General features: G+C 71.6%; 1 protein-coding gene. It reads left to right on the top strand.

Translation table 11 applies throughout. The features are described from left to right. Nucleotides 1–27 precede the first annotated feature (27 nt). A partial coding sequence (locus tag FHN55_RS21975; RefSeq protein ID WP_218974928.1) for a MarR family winged helix-turn-helix transcriptional regulator occupies nt 28–465 on the top strand: 438 nt, incomplete at its 3' end.

Raw genomic sequence — 465 nt, 5'->3', positions numbered from 1 at the left:
GCGGCAAGCGTCGCTACGGTGGAGCTCGTGCCCGACCACGAGCTGCTGTCCGCCCAGCAGGAGCGCACCTGGCTGCTGCTGGTCGGGGTGCTGATGTGGCTGCCGGTCGAGCTGGACGCCCACCTGGAGCGGGTGGTCGGGCTCAGCCACGCCGAGTACGGGGTGCTGCGGTGCCTGTCGGTGCTCGAAGACCGCGACGTGCACATGAGCCGCCTGGCGGCCACCGCCAGCGTCACCCCATCGCACCTGTCCCGCGTGGTCGCCAGGCTGGAGAAGCGCGGGTGGCTGACGCGCAGCAACGACCCGGGCGATGCCCGCCGAACCCTGGCACGGCTGACCGACGAGGGCGCCTCGTTGGTGGCGCGCACTGAGCCGGAGTACGCCGCCCTGGTGCGTCGATGCGTCTTCACACACCTCGACCAGGAACAGGCCACCGCACTGGAAGACCTCGCCGAGGCGCTGCTG

This window comes from Streptomyces sp. NP160, from assembly GCF_006335115.1.
GTDB lineage: Bacteria > Actinomycetota > Actinomycetes > Actinomycetales > Quadrisphaeraceae > Quadrisphaera.
The sequence above is the reverse complement of the archived record's forward strand: the minus strand, read 5'-3'. Positions and strand labels throughout refer to the sequence as shown.